This is a genomic window from Microbulbifer zhoushanensis, assembly GCF_021729055.1.
In the GTDB taxonomy this organism is placed as follows: domain Bacteria; phylum Pseudomonadota; class Gammaproteobacteria; order Pseudomonadales; family Cellvibrionaceae; genus Microbulbifer; species Microbulbifer zhoushanensis.
Genome location: NZ_JAJSAO010000006.1, coordinates 355,885 through 370,365 on the forward strand (window position 1 = coordinate 355,885; position 14,481 = coordinate 370,365).

The 14,481-nt window shown below is 61.8% G+C and carries 12 protein-coding genes; 5 read left to right on the forward strand and 7 right to left on the reverse strand.

The window, feature by feature from the left end:
• Positions 1–125: 125 nt before the first annotated feature.
• Entirely contained in the window at positions 126–1,334 is a 1,209-nt protein-coding gene (locus LVD10_RS14600; RefSeq protein WP_237064098.1) for an alginate export family protein, read from the reverse strand.
• A 144-nt stretch (positions 1,335–1,478) separates the two neighbouring features.
• Positions 1,479–2,780, reverse strand: coding sequence for an MFS transporter (locus LVD10_RS14605; protein ID WP_233006140.1), 1,302 nt, complete (start codon positions 2,778–2,780; stop codon positions 1,479–1,481).
• Between the two features lie 321 nt (positions 2,781–3,101).
• On the opposite strand from LVD10_RS14605, the gene LVD10_RS14610 reads away from it, so the two are divergent.
• The 5 genes from LVD10_RS14610 (at position 3,102) to LVD10_RS14630 (ending at position 9,787) form a co-directional block, all read left to right on the forward strand.
• Positions 3,102–4,577 (forward strand): NarK family nitrate/nitrite MFS transporter, encoded by a 1,476-nt coding sequence (locus tag LVD10_RS14610; RefSeq protein WP_233006141.1) that lies wholly within the window; start codon positions 3,102–3,104, stop codon positions 4,575–4,577.
• A gap of 143 nt (positions 4,578–4,720) precedes the next feature.
• Positions 4,721–6,484 carry a bifunctional protein-serine/threonine kinase/phosphatase gene (locus LVD10_RS14615; protein ID WP_237064100.1) on the forward strand — a complete coding sequence of 588 codons (1,764 nt, stop codon included), beginning with the start codon at positions 4,721–4,723 and terminating at the stop codon, positions 6,482–6,484.
• A 323-nt stretch (positions 6,485–6,807) separates the two neighbouring features.
• The gene (locus LVD10_RS14620) at positions 6,808–8,907 is read left to right on the forward strand and encodes a ribonucleoside triphosphate reductase (protein ID WP_237064102.1); all 2,100 of its coding nucleotides are present in this window, start codon (positions 6,808–6,810) and stop codon (positions 8,905–8,907) included.
• A 59-nt stretch (positions 8,908–8,966) separates the two neighbouring features.
• Positions 8,967–9,164 (forward strand): anaerobic ribonucleoside-triphosphate reductase, encoded by a 198-nt coding sequence (nrdD, locus tag LVD10_RS14625; RefSeq protein WP_233006144.1) that lies wholly within the window; start codon positions 8,967–8,969, stop codon positions 9,162–9,164.
• Positions 9,161–9,787, forward strand: coding sequence for an anaerobic ribonucleoside-triphosphate reductase activating protein (locus LVD10_RS14630; protein WP_237064104.1), 627 nt, complete (start codon positions 9,161–9,163; stop codon positions 9,785–9,787). The genes nrdD and LVD10_RS14630 overlap by 4 nt, the downstream gene beginning before the upstream one ends.
• A 151-nt stretch (positions 9,788–9,938) precedes the next feature.
• Here LVD10_RS14630 and ubiM read toward each other — a convergent pair whose 3' ends face one another.
• From ubiM to narJ, 5 genes are all read right to left on the reverse strand, one after another.
• Positions 9,939–11,105, reverse strand: coding sequence for a 5-demethoxyubiquinol-8 5-hydroxylase UbiM (gene ubiM, locus LVD10_RS14635; protein ID WP_237064106.1), 1,167 nt, complete (start codon positions 11,103–11,105; stop codon positions 9,939–9,941).
• A gap of 10 nt (positions 11,106–11,115) precedes the next feature.
• Complete coding sequence (gene can, locus LVD10_RS14640) at positions 11,116–11,772, reverse strand: carbonate dehydratase (protein WP_233006147.1); 657 nt, start codon at positions 11,770–11,772, stop codon at positions 11,116–11,118.
• A 1-nt stretch (position 11,773) separates the two neighbouring features.
• Positions 11,774–12,601 carry a peptidylprolyl isomerase gene (locus tag LVD10_RS14645; RefSeq protein ID WP_233006148.1) on the reverse strand — a complete coding sequence of 276 codons (828 nt, stop codon included), beginning with the start codon at positions 12,599–12,601 and terminating at the stop codon, positions 11,774–11,776.
• Between the two features lie 373 nt (positions 12,602–12,974).
• On the reverse strand, positions 12,975–13,670 hold the full coding sequence (gene narI, locus LVD10_RS14650) for a respiratory nitrate reductase subunit gamma (RefSeq protein ID WP_237064108.1): 696 nt from the start codon (positions 13,668–13,670) through the stop codon (positions 12,975–12,977).
• A gap of 4 nt (positions 13,671–13,674) precedes the next feature.
• Positions 13,675–14,409, reverse strand: coding sequence for a nitrate reductase molybdenum cofactor assembly chaperone (gene narJ, locus LVD10_RS14655; protein ID WP_237064109.1), 735 nt, complete (start codon positions 14,407–14,409; stop codon positions 13,675–13,677).
• Positions 14,410–14,481 lie beyond the last annotated feature (72 nt).

Consider the following 14,481-nt stretch of genomic DNA (forward strand, 5'->3'; position numbering starts at 1 on the left):
TGGTACTCCTCCCGGGGCAAGTACGTTTCGATAATCGACGATAGCGGGGTTCCGTACCCGGACGCCCGGGGGCAACAGTAAAAAAAGCCCCGACGCCTGGCCGGGGAAACGGTTTCCTGTTGTTATCAGAAGCTGGCGGTGAGCATCAGCCAGATTTTGTCAGTATCCACGCCGTACTCATCGGCACTGTAGGTCGCGTACTTCACCAGTGCGGAGAGCTGGTCATTGATCTTGCGGCCGTAGCTGACATCCCACTCTTCGCCATAATCCAGGGACGAGGCGTTAGCGCCAAAGTTGTGATAGGTCACTCCGAAATTTCCACCGGCGAGTTTCGCACTGGCCCCGACATACAAATCCTCGATCCCGTCGGCCGGTGTCGCCAGGAACTTGTCGGCGAAGCCCTGGAACTTGTGCAGGGTGGCAAGCGGCGTGGTGAAGGCCGCTCCGTCATCGCTGCCGAGCACCTCGTAGCCTATTTTCGGCTGCACCGGGCCGATGCTGGCGGCCACTTCGGCGAGGTAGTATTCCGCTCTGTACTCGAGGGTGCTGTCGCCGGTCTCGGACTGGGTGGCGTAGCTCAACCGGGTTGAGACAGGCCCGAATGCACCCTCGTACCGCACGCCGATAGTACGGCTCGAGGCGTTGACCACCGTGTCCAGGTCCAGCTCGTAGAGAAACGCCGTCAGCTTATGGGATTCGTTTACCGGGTAGGCGGCGTGAAGCAGCTGGATAGCGCCCCGGAAGTCGGAATTGACGCTGTCCTCGCCAAAAATCCGGTTGACGTTGTATATGTAGCTGTAATCGAGCTGGAAACTGTCAGGCTGGCCATACTGGAAACGGTAACCATCGTAAGTCTGCTCGTTCTGGCGCCAGCCCACCCCACCGACAAATCTCTGGTCATCGAGGTTGATGCGCTGCCGGCCGGCGGTGGCTATGGAGGACTTGCCGCGGTACTGCAGGTAGGCCTGGTTGACTTCAGTCCCGGAGGGATCAGCAACCACCGGGTAGAGGGCGTTGCCATTGGTAGTGGAATTGTAATCGCCATCGCCGATCACTGAGACATCATCAAATTCAAGCAGGCTGGAAAATCCGTGGTAAGCCGCACTCTCCCAGGTCAGGCGCGACCTGAGGGTGGAGGCGATGGCATTTTCCTCCAGGTTTTCCTGATCGACGCCCTCGACCCGGTAACGCAGGTTGAGCCCCACGCTTCCGGAACCCAGGGCGTCTGCCATCGAGGTCGCGCCGCTATCCTCCTCTGCCGCATGCACTGCCAGGCTGCTGCAAGCACCCAGAACTAGAACGCCCATTAATTTCGGTAGATATTGCGTATTCATCCGCTTTTCCTATGCGATTGGGTGATCGGGATCGGGAGCAAGTTACACCCCTTTGCGCACCGGGAAAATCCACCGCTTTTTCACCCCCTGAAATTTCCTACCACCCACTCGCCCCACCGGTTACCACCAAATCGGTAAGCGGAGTCATTCTACGGAAAGAGCCCCTCCGGTGCCGGTATCGTCGTGAAGGAAGTTATGCTGCCGCGCGAACTGCAGTCGTTGCTGATAACGCTCTCTCTGGATCGCCAGGTACATCACCACCATGCACAGTGCGAGCACTCCGTAGAGCAGCATAAAGGCCGCACTGTGAATACCCACTAAATCCTGCGCCATACCAAACATGACTGGTAGCGTGAAGCCGCCAAAGGCGCCGATAGTCGCCACGGTCCCCCCGACACTGCCCATATGCCCGGGAAAGTTGTCATGGAGCGCCTTGTATACCGAGGCGCGTCCGAAGCCCTGGGCTATACCGATCACCAGCAGCAGCAGGGTGAACAATTCGATACTCACTTCAATACTGAGCTCCACATCCCTTTCAACCCCATGGATTGTCATGCTGGTCGGCGGGTAGCTCAGGAAGAACAGGCATACCAGGCAGGTCCAGAAGACACTCCAGTTCACCGTGCGGGCACCGTAGCGGTCGGCAAACCAGCCTCCCAGCGCCCGCACAGAACTCGACAGGGCCACGAACACCAGGGTCAGGGCCATGGCAGTGGTCAGGGATACCTCGTAGACAGAAAGGTAGTAGTGCGGCAGCCACAGCAGCAATGCCAGGAAACTACCAAACACAAAGTAGTAATAAAGCCCGTAACGCCAGACCCTCAGTTGGCGCAACGGCTGCAATTGCTGCGCCAGGTTGCTCGCCCGCCGGCGCTGCATATAGCGGGTCTCCTCCGGTGCGGCCACTGCGAACAGGACTACCATCACCAGCAGGCCCATCCCATAAAGCGGGCCTATCCAGTCTCGCCCGGCCCAGCTCTCTATGGCCGGGGCCAGCGCCAGGGTAATCGCCGCGCCGGCGTTACCGGCACCAAAGATACCCATGGCTGTTCCCTGCTGCCTGCGCTCGAACCAGGGATTGATATAGCGAATGCCCAGCACGAAAGAGACACCGGAAATCCCCAGCCACAGGCCGGCGAGCAGATGCCCCGGAAAAGTGCTGATGGTCGGCAGCAGGACCAGCACCGGTAGCAGCAACAGCATCTGGACCAGGATCAGTTTCTTTGCGGAAAAACGCTCCACCAGCAGCCCGGCCGGGAACCTCAGTAACGCCCCGGTGAAAATCGGGGCCGCAAGCAGCACGCCGAACTCGGTCGCCGAGAGCTGGAACTGCTCCCGCAACTCGACACCGAGAACGGCATAGAGGATCCATACCGAGAAATTGGCCGCAAACATGGCCGTGGCGAGAACAAGTACGCGTCCCGCCAGTTGCTGTGAGTATTGCATTACCGGGCTCCGTTGTTTTCCCCATTTTACGGCAACTGTTTCCCGGCCTGCGTATTTCCGGGGGGCGATCTGCAGTGTTACCTCCAAAAATATCCTGCAAATGGAAGAGGCAAGCACTGCTACCACCTTGGTGGTAAAACAGCGCCCGCTCGCGTTGTTTACCGGCGAGACGCCCTAGCCCATAGGGGTAAGTTATCGGAAAATTGCCCGGATTTTCCCGCGTGCCTACCCCCTTTGTCCGCTTCCTCTCTGGCACCACTCCCATACCATCGGGGCCAGACCCACTTAACCAACGATTCCCGTCACGCCGGAGATATAACCATGAGTGAATCGAGCGGCCTCAATCTACTGAATTGGGGCGATCCCAAGATAAAAACACTGCACATTACCTGGTTCGCGTTTTTCCTGAGCTTCGTGGTGTGGTTCTCCCACGCACCGTTGTTGGTCTTCATCAAGGAGGCCTTCGACCTCTCCAGCCAACAGGTCAAGGCCCTGCTCATCCTTAACGTGGCACTCACGATTCCCGCCCGCATTATTATCGGCATGCTCGTCGACAAATTCGGGCCGCGGCATGTTTACAGTGGCCTGCTGATAATCTCGTCACTGATCTGCCTCGGTTTCGCCACGGCAGACAGTTATGAATCACTGGCACTGTTCCGCTTCCTGCTCGGCTTTGTCGGTGCCGGTTTTGTTATCGGTATCCGCATGGTGGGTGAATGGTTCCCCGCCAGGCAGGTGGGCCTTGCCGAGGGCATCTATGGGGGCTGGGGCAACTTCGGCTCCGCCGCCGGCGCTATGAGCCTGCCGACTATCGCGCTACTGTTTGGCGGTGACGACGGCTGGCGCTACGCGCTGGGCCTGACCGGGATAATCGCCGGTACTTACGGCTTCATCTATTACCACATTGCCCGCAATACACCGAAAGGCTCTACCTACTTCAAGCCGAAAAAGAGCGGTGGCCTAGAAGTGACCAGTATGCGGGACCTCTACTTTTATCTGCTGATGAACGTGCCCATGTACCTGGCACTGGGCGCGCTGGCCTATAAACTCTCCCCCGCCGGGGTGGCACTGCTGAGCCAGCAGGCCACTTATGCCATGTGGGGACTGCTGGCGGTGCTGTTTGCGCTGCAGACCAGGATGATCTGGCACGTGAACAGCGAACACCTTAAAGATGGTGTACCGGAGCTGGAGAAATACAGTTTCAAGCAGGTGGCCATTCTCGACCTGGCCTACTTCGTCACCTTCGGCTCCGAACTGGCGGTGGTCTCCATGCTGCCGCTGTTTTTTCTCGAGACGTTCGAGGGCCTGAGCCCGGTCAAGGCGGGCCTGCTGGCTTCCGGCTTCGCGTTCATGAATCTTGTGGCGCGGCCCACCGGCGGCTATTTCAGTGACAAGATCGGCCGCCGTCGCAGCCTGATGTTCCTGGTAGGCGGCCTGGCCGTCGGCTACCTGGTGCTGAGCCAGATCCACGGTGGCTGGTGGATTCCCGCCGCGGTGGCGGCCACCATGATGTGCTCCTTCTTCGTACAGGCCGGTGAGGGTGCCGTATTCGCCATCGTGCCCCTGGTGAAGCGCCGCATGACCGGGCAGATCGCGGGGATGGCCGGTGCCTATGGTAACGTGGGGGCCGTCACCTTCCTTACCGTCCTGTCCTTTGTCAGCTACAGCCAGTTCTTCCTGGTCATTGCTGGCGCAGCCGCGGTGATCTTTTTTGCCTGCGCCTTCCTCGACGAGCCTAAAGGCAAGATTGCGGAAGTACTGCCCGATGGCACCGTGCAGCTGATCAGTGTGGAATAACCCGGGCAATTGCCGGACAGGGAAGCGGCCTGCGGGCCGTTTTCCTGTCTCCGGGGTACAGCCGTCCCAACCGCTGGCAGTTGCGGTCTGGACACCGGCACCCCACCCCGGCACAGTAACCTTCTGGCCGCCAGGAAAGAGACATGAATGCACCAACCGCCCCATTGCCAGCGGAAGTCTCCAGCGCCCCGGTCCTGTCTTCCGGCCTGTGTAGCACTGCTGGACCCAAGCCCCAGAACGAGGATGCGGGTGTTTTTCACTGGCCCGCCAGCCCGCACCTGCAACAGTACCTGGGTGCGGTGGCCGCCGTCGCGGATGGCGTAAGCTCAGCCGAGGCAGGCGCCCTCGCCAGCAGCACGGCGACGCAGCAGTTCGTGGAGGATTACTTCCGTACACCCGATACCTGGTCCGCGGCCCATGCCGGGCAGAAAATCCTCGCCTCCATCAACAGCAAGCTCTATCGCAAGAGCCACGAGTTTGCCCAGGAGGAAAAGGGCTTTCTCTGCACTTTCTCGGCGGTGGTGTTCAAATCCCGCAGTGCGCACTATTTCCATATCGGTGACAGCCGCATCTACCACCTGCGCCAGAAGCAGCTGAAGTGCCTGACCCGCGATCACACGGTGGTGCTGTCCCATCGGCGCCGGATGCTGGCGCGGGCGTTGGGCATGGATACCGGCCTGCAGGTGGATTACGGGCGGGTGGAACTGGAGCGTGGCGATTGTTTCCTCATTACCAGCGACGGGGTCCACGACTTTGTGGATGCGGAGTTTATCCGCACACTGCTCGCGAACACGGACCTGACCGAACAGCAGAAGGCCGAGACGCTGGTCAGGGCCGCGGAGGAAAATGGCAGCGACGATAACCTCACCGCGTTGGTCGTGCGGGTCAGGTCGGTGCCGGAAACCACACTGGATGACTACAGTCGCCAGCTCACCCGGCTGCCTTTTCCGCCACCGCTGGAGCCGGGCATGATCCTGGACGGCTACCGGGTGGAGCGGGAAATCTTTTCCTCCCAGCGCAGCCAGCTCTACCTGGTGAATGATACCGCCTCCGGCGAGGCACTGGTGATGAAGACGCCCTCGATCAACTATGAGGACGACATCCACTATATCGACCGCTTCATCCAGGAGGAGTGGATCGGCCTGCGGATCCAGAACGATCACGTGGTGGAAGTGCACCGTCAACAGCGGCCGCGCACAGTCCTTTACTACCTGATGGAATACGTGGACGGCCGCACGCTGGAAAACTGGATGACGAAAAACCGCTTTCCGAAACCGGCCGAGGCCTTCCGTATTATCCGCGAGGTCGCCGCGGGACTGGCTGCATTCCACCAGCAGGAAACCATTCACCAGGACCTGAAGCCCGCCAACATCATGCTCGACCGTGCAGGGCGCGCAAAAATCGTGGATTTCGGCTCGGTCTATATTGCCGGCAGCGCCGAAGTCTTCCGGCCGCTGGAACATCCCGGCGCCCTGGGCACCGCCTCTTATTCAGACCCGCACTATATTCTCGGGCGCAACACCGGTATCCAGGGCGATATCTATGCGCTGGCCACCATTGCCTACGAGTTGTTCACCGGGGAGCTGCCCTATGGCGAGGGCATCAACGAGTGCCGCTCGCTGGCCGATTACGAGCAGCTGCGTTACCGCCCCGCGGCGACGTTTAACCCCGTGGTGCCAATCTGGTTCGATCGCACACTGGAACGGGGCTGCAGCATCGATCTCGAGGAGCGCTACCACACCCTGGACGCCTTCATCACCGACCTGGGCACCCCCAACCCGGATTACCTGCGGGACGACCCGAGCGATCAGCAGGGCCAGAACGCCTCCATGTTCTGGAAATTGCTGTGCGGACTCTGGGCCATCACCCTGCTGGCACTGCTCGCCCTGTTTTCGTCCGGCAATTGACCGGCCGCTATATTCCGGCCGCCGCGGGCAGAAGGGGTAGTGGGTCCCTGGACAGATATTCCCCGGCTTGTTCACCGGGCAAACAGAAAGCGTAATAACCGTTGAATTGACCGCCTTACCACTACCCCGAAAGGGGTAGAGACGGCCTCGCCTGTAAGTAGCCGTGCAGCCACCCCGCCACTCAGCTCCTCTTGTACCGAGACATAGAACACCATATGTTGTGCCTAGCAAAAACGCAGGCACAACATGTAGATGATAAAAATCAAGTTAGCTCGGTAGCCACCGTGGTGGCATACCGACAACTTCACCAGCCAGGAGGCCCCATGTCCGCATCCACAACCGTCACCCCAGAAGCCAGCGCCGCCGGCGCCGTGCCCAGTGGCCGCATTCCGCCCGGCCTGCTGGTGCGGAAGCGCGATGGCCGCTCCACCGCGTTCGATAGCCGCCGCATCCACAGCGCCATTTTGCGGGCCGGGCAGGCAAGCAGTGACTTTGACGCGGACGAGGCCGACCTGCTGACGGCACAGGTTTGCAAGGTGATTGGCCATCGCTGTGACGGTAGCGCGCCGCTGGATATCGAGGAAATCCAGAATATCGTCGAGCAGGTACTGATCAGCAACAACCACCTGGATACTGCCCGGGGCTACATCGCCCACCGGAGCCGCCATCAGCAGTTGCGCGAGGACCGCCGCACCCTGCTGGATGTGAGCGCCTCTGTCGACGAGTACCTGCAGCGCGAGGACTGGCGCGTGGCAGCCAATGCCAACCAGGGCTATTCCCTGGGTGGCCTGATCCTTAACAGCGCCGGCAAGATGATCGCCAATTACTGGCTCAACCACGTCTACGACCCGGAAATCGGTGCGGCGCACCGGGATGGTGATATCCATATCCACGACCTCGACATGCTGGCCGGCTATTGCGCTGGCTGGTCCCTGCGCACGCTGCTGCAGGAAGGCCTCAACGGCGTGCCGGGCAAGGTGGAGTCCGGGCCGCCCGCACATCTGTCCAGCGCGGTGGGGCAGATCGTCAACTTCCTCGGCACGCTGCAGAACGAGTGGGCCGGTGCACAGGCATTCAGCTCTTTCGACACCTACCTGGCGCCCTTTATCCGCAAGGACGGGCTCGGCTACAGAGAAGTCCGCCAGTGTATGCAGGAACTGATCTTCAACCTCAACGTGCCGTCCCGCTGGGGCACGCAGACACCGTTTACCAACCTCACCTTCGACTGGGTCTGCCCGGAGGACCTGCGCGAGCAGGTGCCCGTCATCGCCGGTGAGGAAATGCCCTTTACCTACGGTGAGCTGCAGGAAGAGATGGACCTGATCAACCGCGCCTATATCGAGGTAATGAGTACCGGCGATGCGCGCGGCCGGGTATTCACCTTCCCCATCCCCACCTACAACATCGCGCCCGATTTCCCCTGGCACAGTGACAACGCCGAGCGGCTGTTCGCCATGACGGCGCGCTACGGCCTGCCCTACTTCCAGAATTTCATCAATTCCGACCTGAGCCCGAACATGGTGCGCTCCATGTGCTGCCGGCTGCAGCTCGACCTGAGGGAGCTGCTCAAGCGTGGCAACGGGCTGTTCGGCTCCGCCGAGCAGACCGGCTCGCTCGGCGTGGTGACGGTCAACTGCGCGCGCCTGGGCTACCTGCACCGGGGAGATGAAGCGGGCCTGATGGCCGCCCTGGATCGCCTGCTGGAACTGGCGCGCAACTCGCTGGAACTCAAGCGCAAGGTCATCCAGCGCCACATGGACGCGGGCCTATTCCCCTATTCCAAGCGCTACCTGGGAACCCTGCGCAACCACTTCTCCACCATCGGCGTGAATGGCATCAACGAGATGCTGCGCAACTTCAGCGGCGACCGCGACAGCATCGTCACCGAAGAGGGCCAGCGCATGGCGGAGCGCCTGCTGGACCATATCCGCGCGCGCATGACCGAGTTCCAGGAGCAGACGGGCCACCTCTACAACCTCGAGGCGACACCCGCGGAGGGCACCACCTACCGCTTCGCCCGCGAGGACAGGAAGCGCTACCCGGATATCCTCCAGGCCGGCAGCGATGAAGCCCCCTACTACACCAATTCGTCGCAATTGCCAGTGGGCTTTACCGACGATCCGTTCGAGGCGCTCGCGCGGCAGGAGTCACTGCAGTCGCGTTATACCGGCGGCACCGTGCTGCACCTGTACCTGGGCGAGGAACTGCCGGACGCCGACAGCTGCCGCCGGCTGGTGCGGCGGGCGCTGCAAAACTACCGCCTGCCCTACATCACCGTTACACCGACATTCTCGATATGCCCGGTACACGGCTACCTGAGCGGCGAGCACCCGTTCTGCCCGCGCTGTGATGAGGAGCTGCTGGCGAAAAAACAGTGCGGCAAAGAACAGAGCGGTAAGCAACAGTGCGGGGCGCCCGCGTAAGGAACACATCCCGCATACTGGAGACAGTGACACCCGAGAAGAAAGAAAGGAGAGCTATCATGCAAGACCATACCAACCTGCTCAACGATGAAGAACGCACCCCCTGTGAAATCTGGAGCCGGGTGATGGGTTATCACCGGCCGGTGTCCTTCTGGAATCCGGGCAAGCAGTCGGAGCATCGCGAACGCCAGTACTTCGTCGCTGACAACGGGAAAACACCCGCAACGGGTACTGCAACAGTGGCCATTAATCCGTGAGTGAGTCCCTGCGGGTCGGTGGCTTTACGCCCTTTACCGCCATCGACTACCCGGGGGCCCTGGCAGCCGTGGTGTTCTGCCAGGGCTGCCCGTGGCGCTGCCGCTACTGCCACAACAGTGAGCTGCTGCCCGCCCGGGCGCCGACGCCGTATCGCTGGAGCAAACTGCTGGCGTTTCTTCGCGGGCGCAGCGGGCTGCTGGATGCCGTGGTGTTTTCCGGCGGCGAGCCCACCGCGCAGCGGGCACTGGAAAGCGCGATGACGCAGGTGCGGGAGCTGGGGTTCAAGGTGGGACTGCACACCGCCGGCATGTACCCGCGGCGACTGCAGGGACTGCTGCCGCATCTCGACTGGGTGGGCCTCGATATCAAGGCATTACCTGAAAATTATCCCGCTATCACCGGCGTGGAAAAAAGCGGGGCCACCTCCTGGGACAGCGCCCGGTTGCTCGCCGAGGCAGGCATCCCACTGCAGGTGCGCCTCACCCGGCACCCGCAGCTTACCAGTGATGCCGAACTCGATGAGGTAAGGCGAAGGCTTGCCGACCTGGGAATCTCCGACCTGGTGGTGCAGGGTTGCAATACCGAACGCTGCCTGGACCAGGAGCTGCGACTGCCCCACTGAGCGGGGAACCGCCAGCGGCGACAAAACCTGCCCGGGAGTGTTTCTGCTCCCGGGCAATTAATTGCTCCCGGCAGCTGCACTGCTGTATTGGCAACCGGAAACTATCGGTGACGGCAGGGGTGGTACTACCGCCGTCAATTGACGGGAATATCTAGCGGGTCAACTGCCAGGTGACCGCCCGGCGGATCGGCGTAAAGTGATTACTCACCCGGAGTACAGCCTTGCGCAGCAGCCGTGCCGGGGCGCGGTCATCGGTAAAGAGCCCGACGACGCGATTGGTGCCCTCGTATACCGGCCATGACTCGAGCCTGTGCGCCAGCTGGTAGCGGCCCAGCGCACGCCGCAGGGCCTGGTCGGAGTCTAGACCGGCTACCCTGCGCAACTGGCGCGCCAGTGACTCCGCGCTGGCCAGGCCGAGATTGAAACCGTGAGCGGTAACCGGATGCATACCCACGGCGGCATCGCCAATCAGCGCAAACCGCTCGGCGCAGAATTGTTGCGAGTACACCGCCACCAGCGGGTAACAGTGCCTCTCGCCCTCGCATTTTACTGCGCCCGGTGCGAACCCGGCCTCCCGCGCCACATGTGCGGCGAAGCCGCACTCTGACAACCCCATCAATTCATTACTGCGACTCGACGGCACCGTCACCACCGCCGACGAGACTTGCGGATCGGCGAGTGGCAACAGCGCCAGCGTGGAGCCGTACCGGAAGCACTCACGCGCAACACCTTTATGGGGTTCGCCGATGCGCACGCGGCCAACGATCGCCGAGCGACCGAAGTCCCGCATATCCGCGCCGATACCGGCCATGCGGCGGGTTTCCGAGAAACGGCTGTCGGCCGCCACCACCAGCGGCACCTGCAGGGAGTCGCCGTCGCTGAGCGTAACTTCACGGTAACCGCCTTTCAGCCCGAGACCGCTTACCGTGGTGCAATCCTGCCACCGGACATTGGCCTGCTGCGCCACCACTTCATACAGCACGCGCCGGATGGCTGCATTCGCCACTATGTACCCCAGCGGTCCCCGCCCACGGTCGTCAAACTGCAGGCAGTAGGGCGAGGTGCCGCTGACCACCTGTGCCTCAGCCAACTCGCTGATCTCCTCCTTGCGCAGCCGCTGCCAGGCGCCCAGCTTTTGTAGCAGGCGCACCGACTTGTGTGTGAGGGCGATCTCCCGGCCATCGTCGGCAGGTTCTGCCAGCGAGGTACGGGACTGGCGCTCAACCAGTGTCAGCCGGTAGCCACTGTGGGCGAGGAACGCGGCAAAGGCCAGGGCCGCCGGCCCGGCACCAACCACGGCGATATCCGTTGCCTGCATGCACTTCTCCTCAGGCCGGCGCGCCGGTCTCCTCCGACGCGATGGCGAAATGGTAAATTTCGGGAATCAGGCTGCGGTCGTCCATGCGCACCCCCAGGTCGCGGATCAGACCGTCGCGAATATCGTAGATCCAGCCGTGCAGGCTCAGTTTCTGGCCCCGCTCCCAGGCGTGCTGGACGATCTTGGTCCGGGCCAGGTTCTGCACCTGCGCCCTGACGTTCAGCTCACACAGCCGCGCCGTGCGCGCCGCCTCGTCGAGCCCCTCCAGTTCCTGGCGGTGCATTGCGTAGACATCCTTGATATGTCTCAGCCAGTTATCCACCAGCCCGCATTCGCTGTGCCCGAGAGCAGCCTGTACACCGCCGCAGCAGTAGTGGCCGCAGACCACCACGTGTTCCACCTTCAGCACCTCCACCGCGTACTGCAACACCGACAGGCAGTTGAAGTCCGTGTGCACCACCACGTTGGCGATATTGCGATGCACAAACAGCTCGCCCGGCGCCATGCCGACGATCTCGTTGGCGGGCACGCGCGAATCAGAGCAACCAATCCACAGGTACTTCGGTGTCTGCTGGCGGCTGAGGCGCAGGAAAAACTCCGGGTCCTCTTCGGTGCGATCACTTGCCCAGGCACGGTTCTGGCGGAATATCTGCTCTATCTCTGCCATCTCAGGCTGCCCTCCCGTCCAGCAGGTCGATGCCGCCGATCTCAGCAGAGGCCACCAGCTGCTGCAGGTAGGCGCCAGTATTGGCCCGGCGCGCGCGCTCCTGCAGGAAATCGCTGATCCTGTCAGCGACATAATCGAACTCGAGGGGACGGCCCGGCTCGCTGTGTTCCACATAGATGAGGTGCAGGCCATACTCGGTTTCCACCGGTTCCTGCACCAGGCCCTGCCCCTGGCGGAAAACCGCTTCCTCGAAAGGTGCCACGGTATCGCCGCGGCTTACCTGCCCCAGGCTGCCGCCCGATTCGCTGGAGGAGCACTCCGATGCAGCCTTCGCCAGGTCGGCAAAGGTCACCAGCGGGTCGCTGGATTCCTGCACCTGGCGCAGCAGGTCGGCTGCCGAAGCCCGCGCCTGTTCCCGCGCCGCTTCGTCGTCGGGATCCGCGGCCAGCAGGATATGGCGGACTTCGGCCAGCGGCTCTGAGCGGAACCTTTGCCGGTTCTCCTCGAAGAAGGCACGGCAGGCCTCTTCTGTAGGCGCCGGCACGTCCATGTCGCCCGCGACGAGCTGCCCCACCGCTTTATCGAACGCCTCACTGTTGATTTCGACATCTGCCTCACACAGGCCGCGCTCCACTGCCGCCTCGCGTAGCAGCTGGCCGATCACCAGCGAGCGTGCCGCGGCATAAGCAGCCTCGCGGGGTGTGGGCGCCGGGTGATATTGCATCTCCGCATAAATCTGCTCGCGCGGGATTTCCATTCCATTGACCGTCACCGGGGCGAGAAAAAGCTCGGTGTCGCCCTGCTTGTCCGATGTCAGCAAGTTGCTCATCTGGACCTCCTGTAAGAGTCCGTTGTAACTGTACTTTTTTTGCGCCCGGGTAATGAGCGCCTGGATTGTTGCGGCGCGCTGGCTTCATCGCGAAAACCGATATAGACAGCATCGGCACCATTGTCGATGGCCGCTCCCAGTGCCGGCAGGAATCCGGCAACGATCCACGGCATCAAGTTTGTTCTTCGCGGTCAGGCCCAGCTCGGTGTCACTGTTGACGGTATCCGGTGCTTGCGGTGGAACTTGCAAGAGAGTGACTGGCAGTCAATGCCTCACTCCTTTTCACAGCAATAGTCGCGGCACCAGCAACGGCGGGCGCCCCCCGCATGCCTGGCAGCACCGGGACTGCGTCATGCGCAACCCCGGCGATCACTCAGACCTCCCTGGTGGGACGCGCGCGCACCACCTGGTAGTTGCGGCGGAAGTATTGCACCGGCACGCTCCACACATGCACCAGGCGGCTGAAGGGGAACAGCAGGAACAGGGTCATGCCGAGGAAGATGTGCAGCTTGAAGATGATGTGCACATTGGCAATGGCCGCTGCCGCGGTGGTACCGTCAAGAGTCACGATGGACTGCGCCCAGGTCATCAGCTTGAGCATTTCTGCACCGTCCAGGTGGCCGGTGGAGACCACGATGCTGATCAACCCCAGGATCAGTTGTGCATAGAGCATCAGCAGGATGGTCAGGTCCATGCGCGAGGTGGTAGCCCGGATACGCGGGTTGGTCAGGCGGCGCTTCACCAGGATGGTCAGGCCGATAAAGCAGATGATGCCGAACAGGCCACCGATGCTCATGGCCATCAGCTGCTTGGTGGCCGCGGAGACGCCAACTGCGTGCCAGACCCACTTGGGCGTGAGCAGGCCCACGAAGTGGCCCGCGAGGATTGCGATCACACCGATGTGGAAGAGGTAACTGCCGACGCGCAGCTGTTTCTTTTCCAGCAGCTGGCTGGAGCCCGTGCGCCAGGTGTACTGGTCGCGGTCATAGCGGATAAGGCTGCCCACCACGAACACGGTCAGGGCGATAAAGGGATAGATGCCGAAGAGTAGTGTATTCAGGTAGTCCATCATCTTACTCCATAGAAGCGCGGTGCTGCGGGGCCGGCTGTTCTGCCGCGTTGACCCAGTTGAGTGGCTGGCCGTCCCGGCGCTGGGTTTCGCTGGGGCGCATGGTGAGCTGGTCACAGGCACTACCCTGGGTGCCGGAGAAGGAAACAGCCTCTTCCTCCCAGATCTTGTCCAGGGCCTCGGGCGTGTCGTCGGGCTCCTCACCGGCGATGCGTTGCTGCAATGCCGGCACATCCACCTCGACTCCGGACAACTGCAACAAAGCATCCATCAGCAGGTGGTAGGGACTGTCTTTTTCCCGCAGGCGCGCGGCGAGCAGCGCCAGCACATGGGAGACTTCCGCCAGCCATTCGGTCGCCGCCTCTCCCTGGGTCGCGCAGAATTCCAGGTAGGTGGGCAGGTAGTCGGGCAGCTCACGCTCGTTCAGGGCCAGCCCGGCACTGCGGTAGCGGGCCATCAGGTCAACCATCGCCTGGCCGCGATCCCGCGACTCGCCGTGCACATGCTCGAACAGGTGCAGGGATACCTGCCGGCCCCGCTCGAACAGCCCGTCGTATTCCGACTGCCAGTCCAGGGCATCCATACGTTCAAAATAGGAAATGAAGGCCAGCAGCTTGTCGCGCAGGGCCGTATCGATATCGGAGGACTCCGCTACCCAGCGGGTCAGCTCGTCCAGGTTTGCCACCAGCTCGTCCGCGGGATAGTCGAGCAGGCGTGAAATCAGGTTCAGGGTTTTCATAAGTTTTCTCGCATCAGGCTCTGTGGGGGTCAGGCCCGGCTCCGCGCCGGGCTTTACTGCTTTTTTCGCCTG

What these genes read in the sequence shown, in the direction of transcription:
- LVD10_RS14600 (WP_237064098.1), bottom strand. Translation starts at nt 1,334, where the DNA reads ATGAATACGCAATATCTACCGAAATTAATGGGCGTTCTAGTTCTGGGT.
- LVD10_RS14605 (WP_233006140.1), bottom strand. Translation starts at nt 2,780, where the DNA reads ATGCAATACTCACAGCAACTGGCGGGACGCGTACTTGTTCTCGCCACG.
- LVD10_RS14610 (WP_233006141.1), top strand. Translation starts at nt 3,102, where the DNA reads ATGAGTGAATCGAGCGGCCTCAATCTACTGAATTGGGGCGATCCCAAG.
- LVD10_RS14615 (WP_237064100.1), top strand. Translation starts at nt 4,721, where the DNA reads ATGAATGCACCAACCGCCCCATTGCCAGCGGAAGTCTCCAGCGCCCCG.
- LVD10_RS14620 (WP_237064102.1), top strand. Translation starts at nt 6,808, where the DNA reads ATGTCCGCATCCACAACCGTCACCCCAGAAGCCAGCGCCGCCGGCGCC.
- nrdD (WP_233006144.1), top strand. Translation starts at nt 8,967, where the DNA reads ATGCAAGACCATACCAACCTGCTCAACGATGAAGAACGCACCCCCTGT.
- ubiM (WP_237064106.1), bottom strand. Translation starts at nt 11,105, where the DNA reads ATGCAGGCAACGGATATCGCCGTGGTTGGTGCCGGGCCGGCGGCCCTG.
- can (WP_233006147.1), bottom strand. Translation starts at nt 11,772, where the DNA reads ATGGCAGAGATAGAGCAGATATTCCGCCAGAACCGTGCCTGGGCAAGT.
- LVD10_RS14645 (WP_233006148.1), bottom strand. Translation starts at nt 12,601, where the DNA reads ATGAGCAACTTGCTGACATCGGACAAGCAGGGCGACACCGAGCTTTTT.
- narI (WP_237064108.1), bottom strand. Translation starts at nt 13,670, where the DNA reads ATGGACTACCTGAATACACTACTCTTCGGCATCTATCCCTTTATCGCC.
- narJ (WP_237064109.1), bottom strand. Translation starts at nt 14,409, where the DNA reads ATGAAAACCCTGAACCTGATTTCACGCCTGCTCGACTATCCCGCGGAC.